Annotated in this window: 22 protein-coding genes; 14 read left to right on the top strand and 8 right to left on the bottom strand. The window is 70.8% G+C overall.

Annotation, left to right across the window (positions count from 1 at the left end):
* Positions 1-90 precede the first annotated feature (90 nt).
* The 12 genes from EV292_RS15845 (at position 91) to pnp (ending at position 10,971) form a co-directional block, all read left to right on the top strand.
* Positions 91-798, top strand: a complete 708-nt coding sequence (locus tag EV292_RS15845; RefSeq protein ID WP_132910214.1) for a DUF448 domain-containing protein — start codon at positions 91-93, stop codon at positions 796-798.
* Entirely contained in the window at positions 795-3,554 is a 2,760-nt protein-coding gene (gene infB, locus EV292_RS15840; RefSeq protein WP_132910213.1) for a translation initiation factor IF-2, read from the top strand. The genes EV292_RS15845 and infB overlap by 4 nt, the downstream gene beginning before the upstream one ends.
* A 3-nt stretch (positions 3,555-3,557) precedes the next feature.
* Positions 3,558-3,944 (top strand): glyoxalase superfamily protein, encoded by a 387-nt coding sequence (locus EV292_RS15835; protein WP_132910212.1) that lies wholly within the window; start codon positions 3,558-3,560, stop codon positions 3,942-3,944.
* Complete coding sequence (gene rbfA / locus EV292_RS15830; protein WP_207913445.1) at positions 3,931-4,335, top strand: 30S ribosome-binding factor RbfA; 405 nt, start codon at positions 3,931-3,933, stop codon at positions 4,333-4,335. The genes EV292_RS15835 and rbfA overlap by 14 nt, the downstream gene beginning before the upstream one ends.
* Before the next feature lie 31 nt (positions 4,336-4,366).
* Positions 4,367-4,645 carry an AbrB/MazE/SpoVT family DNA-binding domain-containing protein gene (locus EV292_RS15825; RefSeq protein WP_132910210.1) on the top strand — a complete coding sequence of 93 codons (279 nt, stop codon included), beginning with the start codon at positions 4,367-4,369 and terminating at the stop codon, positions 4,643-4,645.
* Positions 4,642-5,031: a type II toxin-antitoxin system VapC family toxin gene (locus tag EV292_RS15820; RefSeq protein WP_279432433.1), complete on the top strand. Its 390-nt coding sequence runs from the start codon at positions 4,642-4,644 to the stop codon at positions 5,029-5,031. Before EV292_RS15825 ends, EV292_RS15820 begins: the two co-directional genes overlap by 4 nt.
* Positions 5,031-5,612 (top strand): thymidine kinase, encoded by a 582-nt coding sequence (locus EV292_RS15815; RefSeq protein ID WP_132910209.1) that lies wholly within the window; start codon positions 5,031-5,033, stop codon positions 5,610-5,612. Before EV292_RS15820 ends, EV292_RS15815 begins: the two co-directional genes overlap by 1 nt.
* 20 nt (positions 5,613-5,632) lie before the next feature.
* Positions 5,633-6,058, top strand: coding sequence for a VOC family protein (locus EV292_RS15810; RefSeq protein WP_132910385.1), 426 nt, complete (start codon positions 5,633-5,635; stop codon positions 6,056-6,058).
* Between the two features lie 311 nt (positions 6,059-6,369).
* The gene (locus EV292_RS15805; protein ID WP_132910208.1) at positions 6,370-7,062 is read left to right on the top strand and encodes a site-2 protease family protein; all 693 of its coding nucleotides are present in this window, start codon (positions 6,370-6,372) and stop codon (positions 7,060-7,062) included.
* A gap of 4 nt (positions 7,063-7,066) precedes the next feature.
* Complete coding sequence (gene truB / locus EV292_RS15800) at positions 7,067-8,101, top strand: tRNA pseudouridine(55) synthase TruB (protein ID WP_132910207.1); 1,035 nt, start codon at positions 7,067-7,069, stop codon at positions 8,099-8,101.
* Between the two features lie 25 nt (positions 8,102-8,126).
* A complete protein-coding gene (rpsO, locus tag EV292_RS15795) occupies positions 8,127-8,396 on the top strand; it encodes a 30S ribosomal protein S15 (RefSeq protein ID WP_132910206.1) in 270 nt (89 codons plus the stop codon).
* Positions 8,397-8,622: 226 nt separating this feature from the next.
* Positions 8,623-10,971, top strand: a complete 2,349-nt coding sequence (pnp, locus tag EV292_RS15790) for a polyribonucleotide nucleotidyltransferase (RefSeq protein WP_132910205.1) — start codon at positions 8,623-8,625, stop codon at positions 10,969-10,971.
* 139 nt (positions 10,972-11,110) lie between these two features.
* Here the strand turns inward: pnp and EV292_RS15785 are convergent, their stop codons facing one another.
* The 5 genes from EV292_RS15785 to EV292_RS15765 form a co-directional block, all read right to left on the bottom strand.
* Positions 11,111-12,739, bottom strand: coding sequence for an FAD-dependent oxidoreductase (locus EV292_RS15785; RefSeq protein ID WP_132910204.1), 1,629 nt, complete (start codon positions 12,737-12,739; stop codon positions 11,111-11,113).
* Positions 12,740-12,750: 11 nt separating this feature from the next.
* The gene (locus EV292_RS15780) at positions 12,751-15,708 is read right to left on the bottom strand and encodes a TonB-dependent receptor (RefSeq protein WP_132910203.1); all 2,958 of its coding nucleotides are present in this window, start codon (positions 15,706-15,708) and stop codon (positions 12,751-12,753) included.
* Between the two features lie 76 nt (positions 15,709-15,784).
* Positions 15,785-16,717 (bottom strand): FecR domain-containing protein, encoded by a 933-nt coding sequence (locus EV292_RS15775; RefSeq protein ID WP_132910202.1) that lies wholly within the window; start codon positions 16,715-16,717, stop codon positions 15,785-15,787.
* Positions 16,701-17,237, bottom strand: coding sequence for an RNA polymerase sigma factor (locus EV292_RS15770; protein WP_132910201.1), 537 nt, complete (start codon positions 17,235-17,237; stop codon positions 16,701-16,703). The genes EV292_RS15775 and EV292_RS15770 overlap by 17 nt, the downstream gene beginning before the upstream one ends.
* A 93-nt stretch (positions 17,238-17,330) precedes the next feature.
* The gene (locus EV292_RS15765; protein ID WP_243693806.1) at positions 17,331-18,263 is read right to left on the bottom strand and encodes a LysR family transcriptional regulator; all 933 of its coding nucleotides are present in this window, start codon (positions 18,261-18,263) and stop codon (positions 17,331-17,333) included.
* A gap of 78 nt (positions 18,264-18,341) precedes the next feature.
* Between EV292_RS15765 and EV292_RS15760 the strand changes: the two genes are divergently transcribed.
* The gene (locus EV292_RS15760; protein ID WP_165927146.1) at positions 18,342-18,641 is read left to right on the top strand and encodes a UrcA family protein; all 300 of its coding nucleotides are present in this window, start codon (positions 18,342-18,344) and stop codon (positions 18,639-18,641) included.
* A gap of 105 nt (positions 18,642-18,746) precedes the next feature.
* Here the strand turns inward: EV292_RS15760 and EV292_RS15755 are convergent, their stop codons facing one another.
* From EV292_RS15755 to EV292_RS15745, 3 genes are all read right to left on the bottom strand, one after another.
* Entirely contained in the window at positions 18,747-19,193 is a 447-nt protein-coding gene (locus EV292_RS15755; protein ID WP_132910199.1) for a hypothetical protein, read from the bottom strand.
* A 113-nt stretch (positions 19,194-19,306) separates the two neighbouring features.
* Positions 19,307-19,735, bottom strand: a complete 429-nt coding sequence (locus EV292_RS15750; RefSeq protein WP_132910198.1) for a hypothetical protein — start codon at positions 19,733-19,735, stop codon at positions 19,307-19,309.
* 37 nt (positions 19,736-19,772) lie between these two features.
* A complete protein-coding gene (locus EV292_RS15745) occupies positions 19,773-20,342 on the bottom strand; it encodes an HNH endonuclease (protein WP_132910197.1) in 570 nt (189 codons plus the stop codon).
* A gap of 152 nt (positions 20,343-20,494) precedes the next feature.
* Between EV292_RS15745 and EV292_RS15740 the strand changes: the two genes are divergently transcribed.
* The gene (locus tag EV292_RS15740; RefSeq protein ID WP_132910196.1) at positions 20,495-22,294 is read left to right on the top strand and encodes an aminopeptidase P family protein; all 1,800 of its coding nucleotides are present in this window, start codon (positions 20,495-20,497) and stop codon (positions 22,292-22,294) included.
* Positions 22,295-22,306 lie beyond the last annotated feature (12 nt).

Genomic DNA, 22,306 nt, shown 5'->3' with positions numbered 1-22,306 from the left:
CTCGCGGCGCCATGGATCCCGGGTCAAGCTCGGGATGACGGGGATTGGCGAACGGCGAGTGCAACCCTTTGCCTTCAAGGAGCCCGCCGCATGAGCGACGCCGTCCGCTCCTGCATCCTCACGCGCGAGCGTGCCGATCCGGCGCGGCTCATCCGCCTCGCGCTCGCGCCGGACGGGCGCGTGCTGCCCGACGTGCGCGCCAAGGCGCCCGGGCGCGGCGCGTGGATCGGCGTCGCGCGTCCCGAACTCGAACAGGCGATCGCCAAGGGCAAGCTGCGCGGCGCGCTCGCGCGCGCGTTCAAGACCGGCGAGCTGACCGTCCCCGACGACCTGCCCGACCTGATCGCCGCCGCGCTGGAGCGCAACGCGCTCGATCGACTCGGGCTCGAGGCGCGCGCCGGCACGATCGCGACCGGCGCCGAGCGGATCGAGACCGCGGCGCGCTCGGGCAAGCTCCACGCGCTCTACCACGCCGCTGACGCGAGCGAGGACGGGCGCCGCAAGCTGGCGCAGGCGTGGCGCGTCGGCAGCGATCGCGAAGGAAGTGACCTCAAGGGCTTGGCGTTGCCGGTCGAGCGCCCCATATTGTCGTTGGCGCTGGGCCGCGAGAATGTGGTACACATCGGCGTCATAGACCGCACCGCGGCCGGACGATTGGGCGAAGCGCTCGATCGCTGGCTGCACTTTATCGGCCCTGAACTGACCTCCGCACCTTGCGCTACGGCCGCGCAAGGCGCATCGGCGCCCGGCACCGCCGGGCCCGCTTCGGCCGTGAGATTGCACGAGGAATTTGAGTGAGCGAGACCGACAACGACAAGCCGAAACTCGGGATGCGCGCGCCGCTGGGGCTGAAGCGCACGGTCGAGACCGGCAAGGTGAAGCAGAGCTTCAGCCACGGCCGTAGCAATACGGTGGTGGTCGAGGTGAAGCGTCGCCGCGTGCTCGGTCCGCAGGGCACGCCCGAGCCGACGCCGGCGCCGGCGCCCGAGCCGGTCGCGGCCACTCCCGCGCCCGCGCCGGCGCGCCCCGCCCCGCGCCCGCCGGTCTCCAACGAGACCGCGCAGGAGCGGCAGGCGCGCCTGCTGCGCGAGGCCGAGGACCAGCGCATGCACGCGCTGGAGGAAGCGCGCCGCCGCGAGGAGGCCGAGCGCCAGCGCGCGGCCGAGGACGAGCGTCGCCGCGTCGAGGAGCGCGCGCGCGCCGAAGCCGAGGCGCGTGCCGCCGCCGCCGCGCCTGCCCCGCAAGTGACCCCGGCGCCGGAGCCGACGCAGGCCCCCGCTCCCGCGGCACCTGCGGCCGAGGCGCCCGCCAGCGAGGCACCGAGCGCGCCCGCGCAGGCGGCCGAGCCGGTCGCGGAGTCGCGCCCGGCTCCTGCCCCGGCCCCCACGCCCGCGGCGCCGCCGCCCCCGCCGCCGGTGCTCGAGCTGGGCCGCGACCCGGCGATGCCGGCGCCGCGCCGCTTCTCGCCGGTCGCCCGCCCCGAGATCCCCAAGCCGCAGCCCAAGCCCGAGCCCAAGCCGGCGCCGGCTCCCACCGCGAGCGCCCCGGCCACGGGCGGCGGTGCGTCGGGCGGCGCCTCGCGCAGCCTGCCGAGTGGCCAGGCGACGCCGCGCAACGCCGCGCCGGCGCGGCCGCAGCAGCGCGACCGCAAGGGCGACGAGCGCCGCGGCGGCAAGCTGACCGTCACGCGCGCGCTCAACGAGGACGGCGCGCGCGCGCGCAGCCTCGCCGCGCTGAAGCGTGCCCGCGAGAAGGAGAAGCGTGGCTTCTCCGGCCCGCGCGAGCCGCAGGCCAAGCAGGTCCGCGACGTCCAGGTGCCCGAGGCGATCACCGTGCAGGAGCTCGCCAACCGCATGGCCGAGCGCGGCGCCGATCTGGTCAAGACGCTGTTCAAGATGGGCATGCCCGTCACCATGACCCAGACGATCGACCAGGACACCGCCGAGCTGCTGGTGACCGAGTTCGGCCACAATATCGTGCGCGTCTCCGACTCGGACGTCGATCTCGCGCTCGACACCACCGCGGACTCGCCGGACCAGCTCCAGCCGCGTCCCCCGGTCGTCACGATCATGGGCCATGTCGATCACGGCAAGACCAGCCTGCTCGACGCGCTGCGCGGCACCGACGTCGCCAAGGGCGAGTCGGGCGGCATCACGCAGCATATCGGCGCCTATCAGGTGACGCTGAAGGACAAGTCGAAGATCACCTTCCTCGACACGCCGGGCCACGAGGCCTTCACCGCGATGCGCGCGCGTGGCGCGGACGTGACCGACATCGTGGTGCTGGTGGTCGCCGCCGACGACGGGCTGATGCCGCAGACGATCGAGGCGATCAACCACACCAAGGCGGCGGGCAAGCCGATGATCGTGGCGATCAATAAGATCGACAAGCACGATGCCAACCCGCAGCGCGTGCGCGAGCGTCTGCTCGAGCATGACGTCCAGGTCGAGATGATGGGCGGCGAGACACAGGACGTCGAGGTCTCCGCGCTCAAGAAGACCGGTCTCGACGAGCTGATCGACAAGATCCAGCTCCAGGCCGAGCTGCTCGACCTCACCGCCAACCCCGATCGCGCCGCCGAGGGCAGCGTGATCGAGGCGAAGCTCGACAAGGGCCGCGGCCCGGTCGCCACGGTGCTGGTCACGCGCGGCACGCTCAAGGTCGGCGACGTCTTCGTCGTGGGCGCCGAGAGCGGCAAGGTCCGCGCGCTGGTCGACGACAAGGGGCGCCAGCTCAAGCAGGCAGGTCCGTCGATGCCGGTGGAGGTGCTCGGCCTGTCGGGCACGCCGTCGGCCGGTGACCAGCTCCAGGTGGTCGAGAACGAGGCGCGCGCGCGCGAGGTGGCCGAGTACCGCCAGAGCGTGCTGCTCCAGAAGCGCACCACCGCGGCGCCGACCAGCCTCGAGAACATGTTCTCGGCGCTGCGCGCCAACGCCGCGATCGAGTATCCGCTCGTGGTGAAGGCCGACACGCAGGGCACGGTCGAGGCGATCGTCGCGTCGATCAACAAGATCTCGACCGATCTCATCAAGGCGCGGGTGCTGCACTCGGGCGTCGGCGGGATCACCGAGAGCGACGTGACGCTGGCGGGTGCGTCGGGAGCGCCGATCATCGGCTTCCACGTCCGCGCCAATGCCAAGGCGCGCGAGATCGCCGAACGGCAGAAGGTGGCGCTGAAATATTACGACGTCATCTACGACCTGATCGACGAGATCCGCGCCGGCATGGCGGGCGAGCTCGGGCCGGAGGCGTTCGAGACGGTGGTCGGCCGCGCCGAGATCCGCGAGGTCTTCTCCGCGGGCAAGCACGGCAAGGCGGCGGGTCTGCTCGTCACCGAGGGTGTCATCCGCAAGGCGCTCAAGGCGCGCATCACGCGCAACGACGTCATCATCTACCAGGGTGAGATCGCGTCGCTGCGCCGCTTCAAGGACGACGTACCGGAGGTGCGCGCGGGCCTGGAGTGCGGCGTGACGTTCTCGCAGAACTTCGTCGACATCAAGGCCGGCGACTATCTCGAGACGTACGAGGTCGAGCTGCGCGAGCGCACGCTGTAAGGGATGGCGACGCTCGGTACGGTCACCCCCGTCTTGCGCAGCTTCGATGCGGCGCGAACGCGGGCGTTCTATCTGGATTTCCTCGGCTTCGAATTGGTGTTCGAGCACCGGTTCGAGCCGGGGATGCCGCTCTACATGGGCGTCGCGTCCGGCGATTGTACGCTGCACCTGTCGGAACATTACGGTGATGGTGCGCCGGGCGCGTCGGTTCGGATCGCGTGCGACGATGTCGTGGCCTATGCCGCGGCGCTGCGCGCGCGCGGGTTCGAGAACGCGCGTCCGGGCGAGCCGCAGCGGATGCCATGGGGGACGCTGGAGATCGGCGTCCACGATCCGTCGCACAACCGGCTGACCTTCTTCACCCCTGTCGACGGTGATGACGATGAATGAGCAGAGCGGCGAACGCTCGGTCCGCACGCTGCGCGTCGGCGAGCAGGTTCGTCATATCCTGTCCGAGATCCTCCAGCGTGGCGACGTTCACGACGAGACGCTCGCCAGCCACATGGTCAGCGTCACCGAGGTGCGCATGTCGCCCGACCTGCGCCACGCCACCGTGTTCGTGAAGCCGCTGCTCGGCAAGGACGAGGAAGCGGTGCTCAAGGCGCTGCGCACCAACACCGCCTATCTCCAGCGCGAGGTCGCTCATCGCGTGAAGATGAAATATGCCGCGCGGCTGAAATTCCTAGCGGACGAGAGCTTTGACGAGGGCAGCCACATCGACTCGCTGCTGCGCCGGCCCGAGGTGGCGCGCGACCTTCCCGCCGAGAGTGGCGACGATTGACCGGAGTGCCGGTAAGACGCATCTTACCGGCATGAACGCGGTCACGCGACTGTCGGACAAGGGCCAGGTCGTGGTGCCCAAGGCGATCCGCGATCTGAAAGGCTGGGCGCCGGGGCTCGACCTAGAGGTGGTCGACGCCGGCGACGGCGTGCTGCTGCGGCCGCGCCGGGCGCACAAGCATCTCAGCGTCGCGGAAGCGGTGGAGCGGATGCGCGCGATCTACACGCATAGCGGCCCACCGGTTACGCTGGAGGAGATGGACGAGGCGATCGCGGAAGCCATAGCCGAGCGGGACCGTCGCACGCGGTGAGATCCGTCGACGCTAATGTCCTGGTCCGTTGGTTGACGCGCGACGACGAGCGCCAAGCCGCGCTCGCCGACGCGGTACTGTCCGCGCCGACGTTGATCACCCTCACCGTTCTGATCGAGCTCGCCTGGGTGCTGCGGCAGCGCTACGCGTTCGATCGCGCCGCGCTGAACGCCGCCCTCATCACGCTCATCGCGCTCGAGCATGTTACCGTCGAGCACGAGCAGGGCGTGCGGTGGGCGCTCACCCGCCATGCCGCCGGCGGTGACCTCCCGGACATGCTCCACCTGGTCGCCTCGGTGAGCGCCCGCGCGTTCGTCACCTTCGACCGACGCCTCGTTCGCCACGCCGGCACCGACGCCCCGCTTTCGATCGAGACGCTCGCCTGATGGCCAAGCTGTATTTCTACTATGCCAGCATGAACGCGGGGAAGTCGACCAACCTGCTCCAGGCCGATTTCAACTATCGCGAGCGCGGCATGCGCACGATGCTGTTCACCGCCGCGGTGGACGATCGCTTCGCCGCGGGCACCATCACCTCCCGGATCGGCCTCACCGCGCCCGCGACGATGTTCGACGCCGCGACCGATCTCGCCGCATTGGTCGCGGCCGAGCACGCGCGCGCGCCGCTGGCGTGCGTGCTGGTGGACGAGGCGCAGTTCCTCACCGCGGCGCAGGTCGACCAGCTCGCCTGGCTCGCCGACGTCGAGGACGTGCCCGTGCTCGCTTATGGCCTGCGCACCGATTTCCTCGGCAAGCTCTTCGCCGGCTCGGCGCGGCTGCTCGCGCTCGCGGACTCGCTGGAGGAGATCAAGTCGGTGTGCGCCTGCGGGCGCAAGGCGACGATGAACCTGCGCGTCGACGCCGACGGCCGCCCGGTCACCGCCGGGCGCCAGACCGAGATCGGCGGCAACGACCGCTATGTCGCGCTGTGCCGCCGCCATTTCAGCGCGGCACTGGCGGAGGGGTGAGCGCCCCGCCGATCCAGCGGGTGACCGGCATCAACCATGTCACGCTCGCGGTCAGCGACGTGGCGCGCTCGCTCGCCTTCTACCGCGACGTGCTGGGGTGCACCGTGCGCGCGCGCTGGGCGGAGGGTGCCTATGTCGAGGCGGGCACGCTGTGGCTGTGCCTGCTCCACGATGACGCCGCGCGCACGGCGCCGCACGCCGACTACACCCATCTCGCCTTCAGCGTGGCCGAGGCGGACTATGCGGCACTCAGCGCGCGCCTGACGGCTGAGTGCGTGATCTGGAAGACCGATCGCAGCGAGGGCGCGTCGACCTATTTCCTCGATCCCGACGGCCACAGGCTGGAGATCCACCTCGGCACGCTCGAGACGCGGCTGGCGCATTATCGCGAACATCCCGGCAAGCGCGTTACCGTGTTCGATCGGGACGCGCCGGCCGCCTCATAGTCCGGACTACCCCCAATGACCGGTGCTCCGGCGGACACGGGAGCCCGGGGCCGCGAGCCTGACGCTCTTGGCTCCTGCGTCCGCGGAACCTTTGCCCCCCGTCATCCCGGACTTGTTCCGGGATCCACCGTCCCGCGAAATTATCGCACGTTGCTCTCGCGGTGAAGTGGATCCCGGAACAAGTCCGGGATGACGGAGGGAAGGTTGCGTCACTTTTGCAGAAGTCTCGCGGCCGCAGGAGCGCCCCGCTGGTTCGAAGGAGATGGAACACACGCTAGCCGTGACGCCCTCCCTCGCCTATCTCGCACCGCATGGACCCCAGCGGCATCATCTGGCGGGCGGCAGTGTGGATCATCCCGCTGGTGCTCGCGATCGTCTTCCACGAGGTGAGCCACGGCCTCGCCGCGCGCGCGCTCGGCGACCCCACCGCCGCCGAGCAGCGCCGGCTGTCGCTCAACCCGCTGCGCCACGTCGACCCCGTCGGCACCGTGGTGCTGCCGCTGCTGCTCGCGCTCGCCAAGGCGCCGGTGTTCGGCTGGGCCAAGCCGGTGCCGGTCGACTCGCGCCGCCTGCCCCATCCGCGGCGCGACATGATGCTGGTGGCGCTCGCCGGGCCGGGGTCGAACCTCGTGCTCGCGCTGGTCGGCGCGGTGCTGCTCGGCGCGCTCACCCCCAGCCTCTACGGCATCCAGCCCGGCAGCCTCACCGCCTTCGTCGCGGCCAACCTGCTCAACTTCGTGATCATCAACGTCTTCCTCGCGATCTTCAACCTGATCCCGCTGCCGCCGTTCGACGGCGGGCACGTCGTCGCCGGGCTGCTGCCCGAGCGGCTGGCGCAGCGCTGGGACCAGCTCGCGAGATATGGCCTGCTGCTGTTCATCCTGCTGCTGCTGGTGCTGCCGTCGATCGTGCCGGGCGCCAACATCGTCCAGCGGCTGGTGGCGCCGCCGGCGCAGGCGCTGACCGAATGGTATCTCGGCCTCGCCCAGTCGATCGCGGGCTGAGCGCGTGCACGGCTGGCTGATCCTCGACAAGCCGCTCGGGCTCGGGTCGACGCAGGGCGTTTCCGCGGTGAAGCGCGCGCTGCGTACCGCGGGCGCGCCCAGGCTGAAGGTTGGGCACGGCGGCACGCTCGACCCGCTCGCCACCGGCGTGCTGCCGATCGCGATCGGCGAGGCGACCAAGCTCGCCGGGCGGATGCTCGACGGCGACAAGGTCTATGACTTCACCATCGGCTTCGGCGAGCAGACCGACACGCTCGACGCCGAGGGCGCGGTGATCGCGACGAGCGACATGCGGCCGACGTTGGCGCAGGTGGAGGCGGTGCTGCCGCGCTTCACCGGGCCGATCGCACAGGTGCCACCGGCCTATTCGGCGCTCAAGGTGGACGGCGCGCGCGCCTATGACCTGGCGCGCGCGGGCGAGGAGGTGGTGCTCGCGACAAGGGACGTGACGGTGCATGGGCTCGCGCTCGCCGCGGACGACGCGCCGCCCTCCCCTCTGGCGTCATCCCGAACTCGTTTCGGGATCCACGGCGCGGCCGATCCAGCGGCCGAGGCGCTCGCGGACAGGTGGATCCTGAAACAAGTTCAGGATGACGGAGGGACGGATGACGGCGGAACGGATGCCGCCGCCCCCCTCGACCACGTCACCCTCACCGCGCATGTTTCGAAGGGCACCTACATCCGCAGCCTCGCGCGCGACATTGCGTTGGCGCTCGGCACCGTCGGCCATGTCACCTATCTGCGCCGCACCAGGGCCGGGCCGTTCACGCTCGCCGAGGCGATATCGCTGGACAAACTCGACGAACTCGCTAAGGCGCGCGGTCTTGAACACTCCCTTCTGCCGCTGGGCGCGGGGCTGGACGACATCCCGGCTCTCTCGCTCACTCCCGACCAGGCAGGAGCGCTCCGTCAGGGGCGAGTGCTGGCCGGGATCGCCGCCGACGACGGCCAGGCCTTCGCGCTGCTGGGTGAGACACCCGTAGCGCTGGTCGAGGTGGAAAGCGGGCTCGCCCGCGTCGTCCGCGGCTTCAACCTGTAACGCATCGATGTCGCTAGGAACTTAAATGACGATCACCGCTGAACGCCGCCAGGAAGTCATCAAGGATCACGCCCGCGCCGATGGCGACACCGGGTCGGTCGAGGTCCAGGTCGCGATCCTGACCGAGCGGATCAAGAACCTGACCGAGCACTTCAAGGGCCACGCCAAGGACAACCACTCCCGCCGCGGCCTGCTGATGATGGTCAACAAGCGGCGCTCGCTGCTCGACTATCTCCGCAAGAAGGACGGCGACCGCTACGTCGCCCTCATCGCGAAGCTCGGTCTTCGCAAGTGACACAAAGGGGCGGCCCGCAAGGTCCGCCCCTTTTGTCATCCCGGACTCCGATCCGGGATCCAGCATGAGAAGGGGCGCGGGAGCGCCCTCCCCAGCCGCTGGAGCTGGACCCCGGCCTTCCGCCGGGGTGACGGAAGAGAGGGCAATACGGCCCGATCTTCCCGGACCAATGTCGGTCCGTACGCAGGCCCCCCGGTGATCCGCACCGGGGAGTGAAGGAAACAACATGTTCGATACCAAGAAGGTGGAAATCCAGTGGGGCGGCAAGACGCTGACCCTGGAGACCGGCCGCGTCGCGCGTCAGGCCGACGGCGCCGTGATCGCGACGCTCGGCGAGACGGTCGTGCTGTGCGCGGTGACCGCCGCCAAGACGGTCAAGGAGGGGCAGGACTTCTTCCCGCTCACCGTCCACTATCAGGAGAAATTCTCCGCCAGCGGCCGCATCCCCGGCGGCTTCTTCAAGCGCGAGCGCGGCGCGACCGAGCGCGAGACGCTGATCAGCCGTCTCATCGACCGCCCGATCCGCCCGCTGTTCCCGGAAGGCTTCTACAACGAGATCAACTGCATCGCGCAGGTGCTCTCGTATGACGGCGAGAACGAGCCCGATATCGTCGCGATGGTCGCGGCCTCGGCCGCGCTGACCATCTCGGGCGTGCCCTTCATGGGCCCGATCGGCGCCGCACGCGTCGGCTACAAGGACGGCGAGTATCAGCTCAACCCGACCGACGGCGAGGTCGCCGAGGGCGAGCTCGACCTGGTCGTCGCCGCCACGCACGATGCGGTGATGATGGTCGAGTCCGAGGCCAAGGAGCTGTCGGAAGAGGTGATGCTGGGCGCGGTCATGTTCGCGCACAAGGCGTCGCAGCAGATCATCGACGCCATCATCGACCTCGCCGAGCAGTCGGCCAAGGACCCGTGGGAGCTCGCCCCGGTCGACGACAAGTCGGCGACCATGGCCAAGCTGAAGAAGGCGATCGGCAAGGACGTCGAGGCGGCCTACAAGCTGACCGACAAGCAGGCGCGCCAGAACGCGCTCAACGCCGCGCGCACCAAGGCGCGCGAGGCCTTCGCCGACCTCAAGGAGAGCGACCCGGCGCAGTATCTCGGCACGCTCAAGCTGGTGAAGAAGCTCGAGGCCGACGTCGTCCGTGGCGCGATCCTCAAGAGCGGCCGCCGCATCGACGGGCGCGACACCAAGACGGTGCGTCCGATCGCTGCCGAGGTCCACTTCCTGCCGCGCGCGCACGGCTCGGCGCTGTTCACCCGCGGCGAGACCCAGACGATCGCCACCACCACGCTGGGCACGCGCGACGCCGAGCAGATGATCGACGGGCTCAACGGCCTGTCGTACCAGCACTTCATGCTGCACTATAACTTCCCGCCCTATTCGGTCGGCGAAGTGGGCCGCTTCGGCGCGCCGGGCCGTCGCGAGATCGGCCACGGCAAGCTGGCGTGGCGCGCGCTGCACCCGGTGCTGCCGTCGAAGGAGGAGTTCCCCTACACGATCCGCGTGACCAGCGACATCACCGAGAGCAACGGCTCGTCGTCGATGGCGACGGTGTGCGGCGGCTCGCTGTCGCTGATGGACGCGGGCGTGCCGCTCAAGCGCCCGGTCTCGGGCATCGCGATGGGCCTGATCCTCGAGGGCAAGGACTATGCGGTCCTCAGCGACATCCTCGGCGACGAGGATCACCTCGGCGACATGGACTTCAAGGTGGCGGGCACGTCCGAGGGCATCACCAGCCTGCAGATGGACATCAAGATCGCCGGCATCACCGAGGAGATCATGAAGGTCGCGCTGGCGCAGGCCAAGGACGGCCGCGCCCACATCCTCGCCGAGATGAACAAGGCGCTGGGCGAGACTCGCACCGAGCTGTCGGCGCACGCGCCGCGGATCGAGACGATGCAGATCGACAAGTCGAAGATCCGCGACGTGATCGGCACGGGCGGCAAGGTGATCCGCGAGATCGTCGCCACCACCGGCGCCAAGGTCGACATCGACGACGAGGGCGTGATCAAGATCAGCTCGTCGGACGGCGCGCAGATCGAGGCGGCCATGAACTGGATCAAGGGCATCGTCGAGGAAGCCGAGGTTGGCAAGATCTACAACGGCAAGGTCGTCAACATCGTCGACTTCGGCGCCTTCGTGAACTTCATGGGCGGCAAGGACGGTCTGGTCCACGTCTCCGAGATGAAGAACGAGCGCGTCGAGAAGCCGGGTGACGTCGTCACCGAGGGCCAGGAAGTGAAGGTCAAGGTCCTCGAGATCGATCCGCGCGGCAAGGTCCGCCTGTCGATGCGCGTCGTCGACCAGGAGACCGGCGCCGAGCTGGAGGACACCCGTCCCGCGCGCGAGCCGCGCGGCGAGCGCAGCGACCGCGGCCCGCGCCGTGACGGTGGGCGCGGCGGCGACCGCGGTGGTGACCGGGGCGGCGATCGCGGCGGTGACCGCGGTCCGCGCCGCGAGGGCCGTGGCCCGCGCCGCGAGCGCAGCGAGGGTGGCGCCAAGGAAGGCGGCGACGAGGGCGATGCGCCCGCGTTCGCCCCGGCCTTCCTGACCGGCGACCGCGACTGAGTGACCGCCGTGCTCCGGCGTTGGCCGGAGCACGGTTTCCTCGGAGCGCGCGAGCGCTACGTCACAAACGAGAACGGCCCCGGCAGCGATGCCGGGGCCGTTCGCGTATCGCACCGCACCCCGCGGCGTGCTCCGGGGTTCAGTCCGCCGGCAGTGCGAGGATCTGGCGCTCGGCGAGCAGCCGTTCGCGCAGCCGCGGATAGGACACGTCCTGCACCGCCGCCCCGTCGCGCAGCGCGAGATCGGCCGCCGCCGCGGCGGATTGGCCGAGGATCATGAACACCGGCTCCATCCGGATCGTGCCATAAGCGATGTGCGACGCGGACAGCGCCACCGGCACCAGCAGGTTGGTCGCCTCCGACCGGCGCGGCACGATCGCGTCATAGGCGATCGCATAGGGTCGCGCGACGCCCACCTCGATATTGCCCTCGTTGCGCGCGAAGCCGCGCGCGTCGACGACACGCTGCACGTTGTGCGAGTCCATCTGGTACGATCCCATGCCGATCGGGCGCGGGGTCGTTTTCTGGCCGCGCACGTGCGGCTCCGCCATGACGAAGTCCGAGACCATGCGGCGCGCCTCGCGCACGTACATCTCGCGCGGCCAGCCGCGGTTGCGCGTGAACTCGTCCTTGCACAGCCCCCAGCGCCCCATCCGGGCGCGCGTCTCGGCGGGCACGCGCGGGTCGTTCGCCATGAACCACAACAATCCCTGCTGATAGCGGCGATGCTCGCGCGCGATCGCCGCGCGCGCGGCGTCGCTGCCGCGCGGATAGCCGTAGTTCATCCCGATATTGTCGGTGGAGAAGCCGCCGTAGTTGTTCACATCGGCCTTGCCGTTGGGGATGCGGTCGAACTTCTGGAAGAAGTTGCGATACCCCGCGTCCATGTAGCGCAGCAGCAGCGCGTACTGCCCAGCGTCATAGCCCTGCGGCCGCGGCAGCGGCAGCCGATTGGCCGCCACGTCGGTCAGGCACAATCGATAGGTATAGGCCTGGATCTTGTCGTCGGCGCTGCCGTCGGGCGCCAGCCGCGCCGGGCTGATCCGCGGCAGCAGCCCGCTGCGCGGATCGCCTTTGACCCGATAGGGATCGACGTCCATCGTGAACTGATGGTTGGTGGCGTTGCGCGCCTGCACGCCGTTGAGCGTCTCGCCATAAGTGGCATTGGCCTCGCGCCCGACCGCGAACGACACCCCCGCCCCCGCCATCAGGTCGCCCTCGTAGCTCGCGTCGATGAAGACCTGCCCCGCGAACCGCCGCCCCGTGACCGAGCGGAACGAGACGACGCGCGCGCCGGCGCGTTCCACCCCATCGGCGCTACGGTCGATCGGCTGGCGACGGGCGATCGTCACCCCCGCCTCGGTGATCCAGCGCTCGAGGATCCGCTCGGCAACGCGCGGCTCGAACTGCCACATCGCGCCATCGTCGACGAAATTCTCGGCGCGCGCGGGGCGCGGCGCGAAGGTCCAGGCGCGCGGGTCGTCGTAGTGGCGCTTGATCCGGCGATAGAAGTCGAGCGCCAGCCCGCCGATCGCGCGGTGATTGCCCGTGTCCGACCAGCTCAGTCCATTGGTCGTCATCCCCCCGACATAATCGTCGCGGCACACCAGCGTGACCGATCGCCCGAGCCGCCGTGCCTCGATCGCGGCGATCACCCCGCCCGCGGTGCAGCCATAGACGACGATATCGCTCGACTGCGCGACCGGCGGGGGCGGCGCGGCGGCGCCGGTCAGCAGCAGCAGCAGCGGGGCGAGACGGAGCGGCGACATGGTCTTCTCCCTCAGAAGGTGGCGGCGACGCCGAAGAAGACGCGGCGGTCCTCGCGCGCGGCGTTGAGCAGCCGCAGCGGCGTCTGGAGATATTGCCGATCGAGCGCACGCGTCAGGTTGATCGCCTCCACCGTCAGCCGCACGTTACGGGTCAGGTTGATCTGCCCCGAGGCGTCCAGCTGTCCGCGCGCGGCGACATAGGAGCTGCCCCCCGCCGCCGCGCTGCCCTGCCCGAGCAGATAGCGGCTGCGATAGACATAGGCGACGCGCGCCGAGACGGTGGCATCCTCGTAGAAGCCGATCAGATTGTAGCTGTGCTTGGACAGCCCCGGCAGCGGCAGCCGCGCCTGGGTCGCCTCGTCGATCAGCGGGGTCTCGCTGTCGACGAAGGTGTAATTGGCCTGGATCCCGAGATTGCCGAGCGGGCCGGGAAGGAAGCGCAGCGCCTGCTGATAGGCCAGCTCGACCCCCTTGATCGTCCCCGCCTCGCCGTTGATCGGCTGGGTGATCTGGAACGCGCCATAAGGTTGCGCGGTGCTGGGGTCGATCTGCTCCGACAGGCCGGGGATCAGCTCGCTCTGCGTGCGGTTGATCGTGAAGGAATCGACGTTCTTGTAGAAGCCCGCGACCGTCAGCGCGCTCGACGGCGCGAAATACCATTCCAGCGTCGCGTCATATTGCGTCGCCTCGAACGGCCGCAGCGCGGGGTTGCCGCGCGACCCGGTGCGCGACACGAACAGCGGCACGAAGCTGACGCCGACGTCGCTCAGGCTCGGCCGGGCCACCACCTTGGCCGCGGCGGCGCGCAAGGTCAGGTTGTGGCGGAGGTCGAGCGAAGCATTGGCGCTCGGCAACCAATAATCGAAGCGCGACTTGGACGCGGTCGGCTGCGTGTCCGACAGGAAGCCTGAGGACAGGCGCTCGAAGGTGATGTAGCGCACGCCGGCATTGCCGCTGATCGGCATCGCGCCGAGCGATCCCGCCAGATTGGCTTTGGCATAGACCGCCAGCGTGTCCTGATCCACGTCCTTGATCGAGACGCGGCCGAACGGGATCGTGTCGGCACGCGGCACCGGCAGGCCGAAGGCGTCGCGTGCGGCCTCCTTGTCGGTGGTGCCGCCCAGGATGTCGCGCGGGAAGTCGCCCGCGACGCCCGGGAAGAAGCTGCCCTGGCGCCCGTCGTAGCTCAGCCCCGGCAATTCATCGACGGTGAGCACGCCGTCGCCGTTGCGGTCACCGCGGGCGACCAGGCTGGCGGCGGTGGGGATGTTCTGCGGCGCCTCCGAATAGAATTGGATCTTCTCCCAGCGCCCGCCGACCTCGACCGAGCGGACCGGGCCGAGATCGGTCCGGATGGTGAAGTCCAGCCGCGCGTCATAGCCGGTGTTGTCGGTGACGAAGTCATTCTCGAAGATCGAGGCGAGCTGATATTGCGCGGGATCGTTGAGGTCGAAGTTCGACCGGAGCGACAGATCGGGCACCGGGCCGCCGCGCGAGAAATCATAGCTGGCGCTCGCCACCCGTCCCGCGCGCGGCACGACGACATAGGTGAAGGACGCGCCGGGGCCGCCGTCGGTGCCGCGCCCCTTGCTGTAGGAGGCGTCGGCGCGGACGGTGACGATCTCGCCCTCATATCGCGCCGAGCCGCCGATGTTGGTCGATCGGAACTCGGTCGGCTCGTCGTAGATCAGCGGACGGACGGTGACGTTGTCGAACGTCCCGCTCACCACGGTGCCATTCTCGTCCGCGACCGCGCGCGAGTCATTGTCGTTGAACAGCACCTGGTAATTGGCGCTCTGCCGCTCGCGCTGCAGCCGCGTGTAGGTACCGTCGAGGATCAGCTCCAGCCGCTCGGTCGGACGATATTGCATCGAGCCGTTGAGCGTCAGCCGCTCCTCCGCGCGGTCGTAGATCCGCGCCATGAAGCGGTTGGGGCGGTACAGGCCCGGGTCGTTGACGCCGTCACCGTCGCCGTCGATGTTGTTGGTGCGCGTCCAGCCGCCGGTGTCGAACTGATAGCCGCGCGTGCGGGTGTTCGAATAGGCTGCGCTGGCGAGTATCCCGAACGTCTCGCCCAGCTTCTTCGACACCAGCGCCGAGCCGCGATAGCCGAGATGGTCCGCCTGATCGGTATAGGCCCCCTGCAATCGCCCGCTGACGACCAGATCGTCGAGGTCGAGCGGGCGCTTGGTCTTGAGGTTGACGGTCGCGCCCAGCGCGCCCTCGGGCATGTCGGCGGTGGGCGATTTGGCGACGACGATGCTGGAGATGATCTCCGGGCTGACCGATTCGAGCGAGGCGCTGCCCCCCGCGCCGGGGCCGAGGAAGGTGCGGCCGTTGATCTCCAGCCGGTTCTGCGAGATGCCGCGCACCGTGAAGTTCGAACCGTCACCCTCGCGGCGCGTGATCTGGACGCCGGTGATCCGGCTCATCGATTCGGCGACGTTCTGATCGGGCAGCTTGCCGATGTCCTGCGCGGTGATGACATCGACGATATTGGCCGCGGCGCGCTTCACGTTGATCGATTGCTGGAGCGAGCCGCGGATGCCGGTGACGACCACGTCCTCGCCGGGTGCCTCCTCGGGCCCGGCCGGGCCGGGCTGCGCCATGGGCGCCGGCGCGGCCCCCACCTGCACGGCGGCGGGGGTCAGCGCCGGGGCGGTGTCCGCGGTGGCGCGGCGCAGGATGATCGCGCCGCCCGCGCGCACCGGCACCAGATCGGTGCCGGCGAGCAACAGCCGCAGCGCCGCGGCGACGTCATAGGCGCCGCTGACGCGATTGACCGTGGCGCTGTCGGCGAGCGGACTCGACACCAGGATCTGGATCCCGGCCTGATGCGCGAACTGCGGGATGCCGGTGCGCGCGGGCTGCGCGGGCACGTCGAAGCGACGCGTCTGCGCCGCGGCGGTTTCGGCACAGCACAGGATGACGGCGGTGGCGCCGAGCAGGCGAAGACGCGCGGACAACATCAGGATCCTCCCTTCGGATGGGCACCCCTGTGGCCGGGGCGCTCCTTTCCCTTGAGCCGCGGGAACGGCGTTTCCGTCAGCGCCGCGACGACGCGGTGCGATCGAGGCGGATCTCGGCCGGCCCGCTCGTCACCGTCACGTCGAGTGACGCCGCGAGCGAGGCCGCGAAATCCTCCGGCCGGTCGAGCTGGAACAGCCCGATCAGCCGCTCGCGCCCCAGCGCCGGGTCCGCGATCACGAGCTGGCGGCGATTGTAGCGGTTGAACTGCGCCACCGCGCTCGCCACCGTCTCATTCTCCAGCGCGATCTCGCCGCCGCGCCACGCCAGCGCGCGCTCGATCGCGGCCGGCGCGGTGCCGGTGGCCGGCGCGGCCACGTCGGAGCGGAAGCGGGCATATTGGCCGGCGTGGAGGATCGTCATCGCGCCGCCGGCCGCGCTGGGCCACACCGCCACCACGCCCTCGGTCACCGCGATCTCGACCGCGCCTTCGCTGCGCTCGACCGAGAATGCCGTGCCAACCGCGCGCGCCTGCGCGATCCCCGCGTCCACCACGAAGGGGCGCGCGCGATCCTTGGCGACCTGGAACCACGCCTGCCCCTGATCGAGCGCGACACGGCGCTGGTCGCTCGCCAGCACCACGCGCAGCGCGCTGTCGCTGTTGATCGTCGCGACCGATCCGTCGGCCAGCGGCAGCCGCCGGATCTCGCCGCGCGCGGTGGTGACGCGCTCGCCCGCGACGTGGCGCCACCCGACCAGCCCCGCCACGCTGGCGGCAAGCGCGCCGCTCATGCCGATCAGCAGTCGCCGCCGCGTCGCGGTCTGCGCGGGCGCGGCGGGACGCTCCTCCGCGACGGCGCGGTCGACCGCGCTCAGCGCCGCCATCGCGCGCAACAGCGCGCCGGCGTGGTGCGGATCGCGCGCCAGCCAGGCGTCGAGCGCGCGCTCGCCGGCGGGATCGAGCGGGTGGCGCAGCGCCCAGGCGGCGGCCTCGTCATCGCGCGTCGACACTTTTCGCCCCCTTGTGCGCGCGCGGCGCCTCAGCGTCGGCGTCGGTGAGCTGGCGCAGGATGGCGCGCAGGCTGCGGCTCGCATCATTCTCGACCACCGCCTCGCTGACGCCCAGTGCCGCGGCGATCTCCTTCTGGCTCAAGCCCTCGACGCGGCGCATCACGAAGATCCGCCGCGCGCGCTCGGACAAGGTGGCGAGCGCGGCGCGGACGCGGTCGAGTTCCTGGCGCGCCGCGGCGATGCGATCGGGCAGCGGACCGTCGCTGACCAGCTCATCGGCCGCGCTGTCACCGATCGGCTCGATCGGGACGACGCGCGCGCGCTGGCGCTGCCGCTGCGCGAGATTGCGCGCCATGGTGAAGAGATAGGCGCGCGGCGAGTCGATCTCGGCGACGCTGCGGAGCTGCGCGAGGCGGCAATAGCATTCCTGCACGATGTCCTCCACGTCCTCGGCGGGCACGAAGCGCCGCCGCAACCAGCCGCGCAGGTCGCGTTCGTGCGGCAGGATCTCGCGTCCCACCCATTCCGCCAGCGCCTCGCGTCGCGTCGATCCTCTCCTTCCCGATGCTTATGAGCCGCCGCGCGCGGTTTTCCGTCGCCGTCGTCGCACAAACTACCCGTCCGTCGCCTCCGCCTGGAGCGCGACCAGCCGCTCTGCCAGGAAATCGAGCGTCGCGCGGATCCGCGGGACGTGGCGCAGCCGCTCGTGCGTGACCAGCCACAGCCCGCGCTCCTCGTGCGGTGCATGCGGCAGGCAGCGGATCAGCCCGGGCTCGCGATCGGCGACGAGGCAGGGCAGCGCGGCCACGCCGGCGCCCGCGCGCACCGCGGCGAGCAGCCCGACGGACGTGTCATGCTCCATCGCCACCGCCGCCTCCAGGTCGTTGCGCGCGAGCCACTCGCGGTAGTGGCGCCGGATACCCGGCTCGCCACCGCCGATCAGGACGTGCCCCGCCAGGTCGCGGCGCGTTCGCGGCAGGCCACGCTCGGCGGCATAGTCGCGGCTGCAATAGACGCTCCACGCGTCGGACGCGACGCGGCGCGCCACCAGCCCACCCCCGCTCGGACGCCGGCACGCGCGCAACGCGACATCGGCCGCGCCCGCGGCGAGATCGCGCAGCGCGTCGGTGGTGTCGAGTTCGAGCCGGATCGCCGGAAAGGCGCGCTGGAAGTCGCGCGCGATCGGCGCGAACACGGTCGCGGCATAGATCTCGCCCATGGTCAGCCGCACCGCGCCCCCGGTCGCGCGCGCCTCGGTCGCGGCCGCGTCGGCGAGCCCGTCCGCCGCCGCCGCCAGCGCCAGCGCATGCGGCAGCAGCGCCTGCCCCTGGTCGGTGAGCCGATAACCCGAGGCGCGGCGGTCGAACAGCGTGACCCGCAGCGCCGCCTCCAGCGCCGCCACCCGGCGCGCCACCGTGGTCTGGCTCACCCCCAGCCGGTGCCCCGCGGCGAGCGTGCTGCCGGTGTCCGCGACGGCGACGAGATAACGGGCATCGTTCCAGTCGAACATGCCGCGGTTCTGCACGATCGCAGAACGGGCGCGCAACAACGTTGTTATTCGCAACCGACATCATCGGCTAGAAGCGGCGGCGTGGCGCGGGCGACGCGCCGGGAGAGCTTCGACATGTACCCCATCCTGCTGATCGCGGCGGTCGCCGCGAGCGCATCGGCGCTGCCTGCGCGCGCACAACGAACCTATACGGTCGCGGTCGATCGCGCCGATCTGGACCTGACGCGCGCGCGCGACGTGGCGCGGCTCGACCGGCGGATCGCGCGGGCGGCGGAGACGGCGTGCGGTGCGCCCTCCCCCTATGATCTGGCCGGCACCAACGACCAGCCGCGCTGCACCCGCGCCGCGATCGCCGCCGCCGCGATCACGCGCGACCGCGCGATCGCGGCGGCCCGGGCGGCGCGCGGGCAGTGAGGCGGCCCAGGTTCGCCGCGACCGACCGGCGCCCCCTGTCGTCAACGATCCTGTCCCGCGGGCTGGCGAGGGATGTCGCCGTCGTACCGCAACGCCGACGCGGCGCTATCGGCGCGAGCGCGCTCGACGGTGCGGCGACCTCGCGCGCGCGACCGGCTCATCGCGGCGCGTGCGCCGACGCGCCCAGCCGCGCCCCGCGATGATCGCGAGCGCGAGGCAGGCCAGCGCCACCCATTGCCACAGCGGCACGAACACCAGCGCGAGCGCCGCGGTCGACGATTCCGATACGACGAAGGCGCGATAATAAGTGATCCCCGCCGCGAGGCTCGACGCCAGCAGCGCCGCCAGCAGCAGCGGCGCCGCCCAGCGCGGCTCGCCCCATCGGCGCGCGAGCAGATAGGTCGCCACGCTCGGCCCGATCACCCAGCCGGCGAACGGCAGCGCGAGCGCCCACCAGCGCGGCTCCCCCGGATGGCCGAGAAAGAGGATCAGCGCCGCCAAAGCGACGGCGACGGCGACCGTCACATACCGGGTGATCGTGATGATCGGCACTGGCCCTCCCCGCGCGGGCGGGGCGCCGCGGCGGGAGGCATGGTCGCACGCCACCGTATCCGGCTCAACCCGCCCGCGCTCGCCTGACGTGGCGTCGCGGCCCCGACGCGCGGTCAGCCCGCCGGCATCGCACTATTGTCGGGCTCGTCCTTGGGCGTGGGCAGGTCCATCTCATGCTGCTCGCGCGCGCGCTCGCGCTCGTCGCTGGTCACGGTGCCGTCGCGGTTGGCGTCCTGCTGGTCGAAGCGCGCGATCATCCAGCTGCTCCACTCGTCGTTCGAGATCCGCCCGTCCTTGTCGCGGTCGATCTCGTCGAAGCGCTCCGCGAGACGCTGGGGCAGCTCGTTGCGCGTGAGATGATCGTCGTGGTTGACGTCGAGCCGGCGGAAGCGCCGCTCCACCACGCCGCCATAGTCGAGCCGCGACATCACGAACGGCGGGACGTAATTGGCGAGCACCGCCGGATCCGCCGCCTCCTCCGCATTCTCCTTCGAGCAGGCGGCGAGCAGCACGGCCCCCGCCACCATCATCTGCCACCGCATGCGCCCCGAAACTCCCGTCTATGTCACCCGCGACGCGTCACGCCTCGAGCTCGACGTCCCAGTAGAGCCAGTCGTGCCAGCTTTCATGCAGATAATTCGGCGGGAAGCGACGGCCATGCTCCTGCAGCTGCCAACTGGTCGGACGGATCGGTTCGATCGCGAGCGGCATATGCGCCTGGCGCGGCGTGCGGCCGCCCTTCTTCAGGTTGCACGGCGCGCAGGCGGTGACGACATTCTCCCAGGTCGTGCGCCCGCCCTGCGCGCGCGGGACGACGTGATCGAAGGTCAGCTCGCGCGCGTTGCTGCCGCAATATTGACAGGCGAAGGTGTCACGCAGGAACAGGTTGAAGCGCGTGAACGCCGGGAATTGCGAGGGTTTCACGAACTGCTTGAGCGCGATTACCGAGGGCAGGCGCATCACGTGATTGGGGCTGCGCACCTCGCGCTCGTAATGCGCGACGATGTCGACGCGCTCGAGGAACACCGCCTTCACCGCGGTCTGCCACGGCCAGATGCTGAGGGGATAATAAGACAGCGGCGTGTAATCGGCGTTCAGCACCAACGTCGGGCAGCTGTCCGGATGCCGGATCAGGTCGGGATGGAACACGCTTGGACGTCCCCCTTTCCGCTTCTCGCGCCGGCGCTGTCGCGCAATGGCGTGACGACATGATGACAGCGCGACTCCGACGCTTCAAGACTGGTCGGCGCGCGGCGGCTGTGGCACCTGTCGCGGCTTCGCTTCCCGCCACGGACCACATCATGCCCGACCATCCCGCGCGCCTCCGCGCGCTCCGCGACCATCTCGCGCGCGCGCGCCTCGACGGCGTCGTCGTGCCGCTGACCGACGAGCATATGAGCGAATATGTCGGCGATTACGCGCAGCGGCTGGCGTGGCTGACCGGGTTCGAGGGCTCGGCCGGCACCGCCGTCGTGCTCGCCGACCGTGCCGCGATCTTCACCGACGGGCGCTACACGATCCAGGTGCGCGAGCAGGTGTCGGGCACCGACTGGGACTATGTCGGCGTGCCCGAGACGAGCGTCAGCGCCTGGCTCGCCGCGCACGCTCCGCGCGGCGCGCGGATCGGCTATGACGCCTGGCTCCACCCCCGCACCTGGGTGGAGGAAGCGCGCGCCGCGCTCGCCACCGTCGAGGCGACGCTCGAGCCGGTCGCGACCAACCCGATCGACGCGATCTGGCACGATCGCCCCGCCGCCTCGGCCGCGGCGATGCAGGTCCAGCCAGACCGCCTCGCCGGGCGCGGCGCCGCCGCCAAGCGCGCCGACGTCGCGGACTGGCTCGGCGCGGTCGGCGCCGACGCGACCGTGATCACCGCGCTCGATTCGATCGCCTGGCTGCTCAACCTGCGCGGCGCCGACGTGGCGCGCACCCCGGTCGCGCTGGCCTATGCGATCGTCCACCGCGACGGCACCGCCGAGCTGTTCGTCGCGCCGGAGAAGGTCACTCCCGCGGTCGCGGAGCATCTCGGCAATGCGGTGCGCGTGCGCGATCGCGCCGCCTTCGTCGCGGGGCTGGACGCGCTCGCGGGGAAGCGCGTCGCGATCGACCCCGCGCTCGCCGTCGCGGCGATCGCCGACCGGGTGGAGCAGGCCGGCGGTGTCGTCCTCGCGCTGCGCGATCCCACCGTGGTGCCGCGCGCGACCAAGAATGCCGCCGAGATCGCCGGCCACCGCGCCGCCTCGCTGCGCGACGGGGCGGCGCTGACGCGCTTCCTGCGCTGGATCGCCGCGGCGGGGCCGGCGGGGGGCGAGACCGAGATCAGCGCGGCGGAGCGGCTCCACGCCTTCCGCGCCGAGACCGGCGTGCTGCGCGACCTGTCGTTCGACACGATCTCCGCCACCGGACCGCACGGCGCGATCCCGCATTATCGCGTCACCCCCGAATCGAGCCTGCCGATCGCGCCGGGCGAGCTGTACCTGGTCGATTCGGGCGGCCAATATGAGGATGGCACCACCGACGTGACGCGCGTCGTGCCGATCGGCGCGCCGAGCGACGAGATGCGCGACCGCTTCACCCGCGTGCTCAAGGGGCATATCGCGCTCGCCACCGCCACCTTCCCGCCGGGCACCAACGGCGGCCAGCTCGACTCGCTCGCGCGCCGCCCGCTGTGGGACGCGGGGCTCGATTACGCGCACGGCACCGGGCACGGCGTGGGCAGTTACCTGTCGGTCCACGAGGGGCCGGCGCGGATCGCCAAGCCGAGCTACCCGGGCGGTGGCGCGGGCGAGCCGCTGCTGCCGGGGATGATCCTCTCGAACGAGCCGGGCTATTACAAGGCGGGCGCCTACGGCATCCGCATCGAGAACCTGCTGCTGGTGGTGGAACGCGCGGTGGCCGGCGGCGACGCGCCGATGCTGGGGTTCGAGACGCTGACACTGGCGCCGATCGACCGCGACCTGATCGACCCTGCGCTGCTGGACGAGACCGAACGGGCGTGGCTCGACGGCTATCACGCGCGCGTCGCGGCGGCGCTGACGCCGCTGCTCGACCGCGACACCGCCGCGTGGCTGGCCGAGCGCTGCGCGCCGCTGCCGCACTGACCGGCGGCGGGG

This window comes from Sphingomonas sp. BK235 (assembly GCF_004345855.1).
In the GTDB taxonomy this organism is placed as follows: Bacteria; Pseudomonadota; Alphaproteobacteria; order Sphingomonadales; family Sphingomonadaceae; genus Sphingomonas.
Note: the sequence above shows the minus strand (reverse complement) of the source record. Positions and strands in the feature narration are given on the sequence as shown.